This is a genomic window from Acidovorax sp. KPB24-03, assembly GCF_057546605.1.
Genome location: NZ_BAAJYR010000283.1, coordinates 1 through 4,544 on the forward strand (window position 1 = coordinate 1; position 4,544 = coordinate 4,544).

The window sequence follows — 4,544 nt, forward strand, 5'->3', positions numbered from 1 at the left end:
TTTTGATTGCCCTGGTAGCTATCAAATCAATAGCACCGGACGGCGCGGTGGCTCACCGCCCCTTTTTGTCCACCGAACCACCCGGCCTGCGGCTTGCCGCCGGCCCCGGCCGGGAAGCCGACCGCAGGGCGGCCTCCCAGGCCCGGCTGGCCCACTCCACCGCTTCGGCCGGGCCTTCGTACATTTCCGCCGGGGCCTGCCGGTACGACAGCGCCACCGGGCGGCCATGGCGCTCGTAGACGAAAGGCTGCAGGCCACGGGCGTCGAACACCGGCGCGGTGAGCGCATCGGCCTTGAGGTACAGCGCATCGTTCACCACCAGCGCCAGCATGCGGCCTTCGTGGAAGACGCCCCAGCCGCCGAACATGCGCCGCAAGCGGACGGAGCCCCAAGGCGCGAAGACCCCGGGCAGTTCCTGGGCGAAGGCACTCACGGGAGCGGAAGGCGGCTTTTTCATCGGGGTGACGTGCGGAGGTCGAATGGGGAACCCGTCCATTGTGCGGGTCCGGCGTTGTTCCACATCGACCCGCCAAGTGTTCCGCAACGGAACACCCGTTGCGCCACGGGGCACTCCAGCGCTCGATGCGGCCTTGAAGCGATCAAAGAGCAATCGACCACCACCGCTTGATCTGCTTGGTTTGCCTGCTATTCATTTTGAAGGTTGGCCTGCCCTGACCCAGCTGGCACGTGCATTGCGCCAACACAGAGGCCCGCGCCACCCCGGTGGCGTGGAACACCCCAACCGACCACAGGAGACATGCACCATGAACATGGCAGAAATCGCCAGCCTCGGCATCGCCAACCCTTACAAGAAGCAGTACGGCAACTACATCGGCGGGCAGTGGGTGCCGCCCGTCGACGGCCAGTATTTCGAGAACACCTCGCCCATCAACGGCCAGGTGTTCACCTCCATCCCCCGCTCCAACGACAAGGACATCAACGCTGCACTGGATGCCGCCCACAAGGCCAAGGCCGCCTGGGGCAAGACCTCCACCACCGACCGGGCGAACGCCCTGCTGAAGATCGCCGACCGCATGGAAGCCAACCTGCTCACCATCGCGGTGGCCGAGACGCTGGACAACGGCAAGCCGCTGCGCGAGACCATGGCCGCCGACATTCCCCTGGCCATCGACCACTTCCGCTACTTCGCGGGCTGCATCCGCGCGCAGGAAGGCGGCATCAGCGAGATCGACCACGAAACCATGGCCTACCACTTCCACGAGCCGCTGGGCGTGGTGGGGCAGATCATTCCGTGGAACTTCCCGATCCTCATGGCGGTATGGAAGCTCGCACCGGCCCTGGCCGCCGGCAACTGCGTGGTGCTCAAGCCCGCCGAGCAGACGCCCGCCTCCATCCTCGTGCTGCTGGAACTGGTGGGCGACCTGCTGCCGCCCGGCGTGGTCAACGTGGTGAACGGGTTCGGCCTGGAAGCCGGCAAGCCGCTGGCCAGCAGTCCGCGCATCGCAAAAATAGCCTTCACGGGCGAGACCACCACGGGCCGGCTCATCATGCAGTACGCCAGCCAGAACATCATTCCCGTGACGCTGGAGCTGGGCGGCAAGAGCCCCAATGTGTTCTTCGAAGACGTGATGGCGGCCGACGATGGCTTCTTCGACAAGGCGCTGGAAGGCTTTGCGATGTTCGCGCTCAACCAGGGCGAGGTCTGCACCTGCCCCAGCCGCGCGCTGGTGCAGGAATCGATCTACGACCAGTTCATGGAACGCGCCCTGAAGCGCGTGGCGGCCATCAAGCAGGGCCACCCGCTGGACAAGGCCACCATGATCGGCGCGCAGGCCTCGCAGGAGCAGCTCGAAAAGATCCTCTCGTACCTGGACCTGGGCAAGCAGGAGGGCGCGCAGTGCCTGATCGGCGGCGAGCGCAACCACCTGGACGGCGACCTGGCCGGCGGCTACTACGTGAAGCCCACGGTGTTCAAGGGCCACAACAAGATGCGCATCTTCCAGGAGGAGATCTTCGGCCCCGTGCTGTCGGTGACCACCTTCAAGACCGAGGAAGAGGCGCTGGAGATCGCCAACGACACGCTCTACGGCCTGGGCGCCGGCGTGTGGAGCCGCGACGGCGCACGCGCCTTCCGCATGGGCAAGGGCATCCAGGCCGGGCGCGTGTGGACCAACTGCTACCACCAGTACCCTGCGCACGCGGCCTTCGGCGGCTACAAGCAGTCGGGCATCGGCCGCGAGAACCACAAGATGATGCTGGACCACTACCAGCAGACCAAGAACCTGCTGGTGAGCTACTCGCAGGCGCCGCTGGGCTTCTTCTGATCGCTTGATCTGCATCAGCCCAGCCACCGGGTGTCGGGCCTACCGTGAAGGCCCGACACCCCGTTGAACCCGCTGCACATCCGCTGCAGACGAAAGGATTTCCCCACCCATGACCGCCAAGACCATGAAGGCCGCTGTCGTTCGCACATTCGGCCAGCCGCTCACCATCGAGGAAGTGCCCGTGCCCACGCCTTCGGACGACCAGATCCTCGTGAAAATCGAGGCCTCCGGCGTGTGCCACACCGACCTGCACGCCGCCGAAGGCGACTGGCCCGTCAAGCCGAACCCGCCGTTCATCCCGGGCCATGAAGGCGTGGGCTTCGTGGCCGGCGTCGGCAAGAACGTCAAGCACGTGAAGGAAGGCGACCGCGTGGGCGTGCCCTGGCTGCACTCGGCGTGCGGCTACTGCACGCATTGCATGGGCGGCTGGGAGACGCTGTGCGAATCGCAGAGCAACACCGGCTATTCGGTCAACGGCGGCTTTGCCGACTACGCCCTGGCCGACCCGAACTTCGTGGGCCACCTGCCCAAGGACATCGGCTTCGTGGACATCGCGCCGGTGCTGTGCGCCGGCGTCACGGTGTACAAGGGCCTCAAGGTGACCGACACCAAGCCCGGCGACTGGGTCGTCATCTCGGGCATCGGCGGCCTGGGCCACATGGCCGTGCAGTACGCCAAGGCCATGGGCCTGAACGTGGCCGCCGTGGACGTGGAAGACGACAAGCTCGACCTCGCCAGGCAGCTGGGTGCGAGCGTGACGGTGAACGCCAAGACCACCGACCCCGCCGCCTACCTGCAAAAGGAGATCGGCGGTGCCCACGGTGCGCTGGTGACCGCCGTGTCGCCCAAGGCCTTCGAGCAGGCCCTGGGCATGGTTCGGCGCGGCGGCACGGTGGCGCTCAACGGGCTGCCGCCCGGCAACTTCCCCCTGCCGATCTTCGACATGGTGCTGCGCGGCGTGACGGTGCGCGGCTCCATCGTGGGCACGCGGCTCGACCTGCAGGAGTCGCTCGATTTCGCCGCGCGCGGCCAAGTGAAGGCCACCGTGGCCACGGAGAAGCTCGAGAACATCAACGACGTGTTCGACCGCATGCGCCAGGGGCAGATCCAGGGGCGCATCGTGCTGGACATGGCAACGGCCTGATCCCCATGAACACGCCGGCCGCCCCCTCCACACCGGTACCCGCCCCGGAGACCGGGCCTGTGGGCCGCGTCTCGGCCACGCCGGCGGCCGTCGCGCTCATCGAGCGCTTGGTCGCGCAGCACGGCCCGCTCATGTTCCACCAGTCGGGGGGGTGCTGCGACGGCAGCGCGCCGATGTGCTTCGCGCTGGGGGAGTTTCTGCTGGGCGATTCGGACGTGCTGCTGGGCGAGATCGCGGGCACGCCCTTCTACATGAGCCGCTCGCAGTTTGCCTACTGGGAGCACACGCACCTCATCATCGATGCGGTGCCCGGCAACGGCGGCATGTTCTCGCTGGAACGGCCCACGGGCCTGCGTTTTCTCACACGGTCGCGGCTGTACAGCGACGCGGAATGGGAGGCCGTCAGCGCGCTCGGGCCGCCGGCTTGAAAGGCTCGGGCCCGCCTGCGGCCTGCGCCGCCTTGAGGTGACGGTACACGGTGTTGCGCGACACGCCCAGCGCACGCGCCGCGGCCGATACATTGCCGCCGTGGGCCGTTAGCGCCTGCGCCAGGGCAGCAGCGGTGGTATCGCCCAGGCGCGGCACGGCAACGGGGCTGTGTGCCAACGCATGCTCGCCCGGCAAGGCCCAGGCCCCGGCCAGGGCCGGGGCAGGCCCTCCTGCATTGACTGCCGTGCCGTTGGCATGCGCCAGCAGCAGGTCGCAATCCTCCAGGAAGTCCTCGGGCAGATGCGCCCGCTGGATCACCCCGGCGTCGCCCCGCGCCATCAGCGCCGCGGTGCGCAGCACGCTGCTCAACTGGCGCAGGTTGCCCGGCCAGGCATGCGCGGCGAACAGCGCCATGGCCTCGGGCGCGACGCGCGGCACCGCGCTGGCGGGGGCGTCGGCCTGCGCACGCAGGATGCGCTCGACGATCACGGCCAGATCGGTGCGCTCACGCAGCGCGGGCAGCCGCACGACGAGCCCGTTCAGCCGGTAATACAGGTCGTCGCGGAAGGTGCCCTGCGCCATCATCTCGCGCAGGTTGCGGTGCGTGGCGCAGACCACGGCCACGTCCACCGGCACCTGCCGCACCCCACCCAGCGGCGAAACGCTGCGCTCCTGCAGCACGCGCA

5 protein-coding genes are annotated in these 4,544 nt (G+C 67.9%); 3 read left to right on the forward strand and 2 right to left on the reverse strand.

The window, feature by feature from the left end:
- Positions 1–52: 52 nt before the first annotated feature.
- On the reverse strand, positions 53–433 hold the full coding sequence (locus tag AC27KI_RS19190; RefSeq protein ID WP_487090398.1) for a TfoX/Sxy family protein: 381 nt from the start codon (positions 431–433) through the stop codon (positions 53–55).
- Between the two features lie 331 nt (positions 434–764).
- Between AC27KI_RS19190 and adh the strand changes: the two genes are divergently transcribed.
- The 3 genes from adh to AC27KI_RS19205 all read left to right on the forward strand — a co-directional run bounded on the left by adh (position 765) and on the right by AC27KI_RS19205 (position 3,857).
- A complete protein-coding gene (adh, locus tag AC27KI_RS19195; RefSeq protein WP_487115302.1) occupies positions 765–2,285 on the forward strand; it encodes an aldehyde dehydrogenase in 1,521 nt (506 codons plus the stop codon).
- Positions 2,286–2,394: 109 nt separating this feature from the next.
- Positions 2,395–3,429, forward strand: coding sequence for an alcohol dehydrogenase AdhP (gene adhP, locus AC27KI_RS19200; protein ID WP_487090396.1), 1,035 nt, complete (start codon positions 2,395–2,397; stop codon positions 3,427–3,429).
- Between the two features lie 5 nt (positions 3,430–3,434).
- Positions 3,435–3,857 carry a DUF779 domain-containing protein gene (locus tag AC27KI_RS19205; RefSeq protein ID WP_284406404.1) on the forward strand — a complete coding sequence of 141 codons (423 nt, stop codon included), beginning with the start codon at positions 3,435–3,437 and terminating at the stop codon, positions 3,855–3,857.
- On the opposite strand, the gene AC27KI_RS19210 is transcribed toward AC27KI_RS19205, so the two are convergent.
- Positions 3,832–4,544 (reverse strand): sigma 54-interacting transcriptional regulator (locus AC27KI_RS19210; protein ID WP_487115304.1); only part of this gene is annotated, 713 nt, incomplete at its 5' end. The genes AC27KI_RS19205 and AC27KI_RS19210 overlap by 26 nt on opposite strands.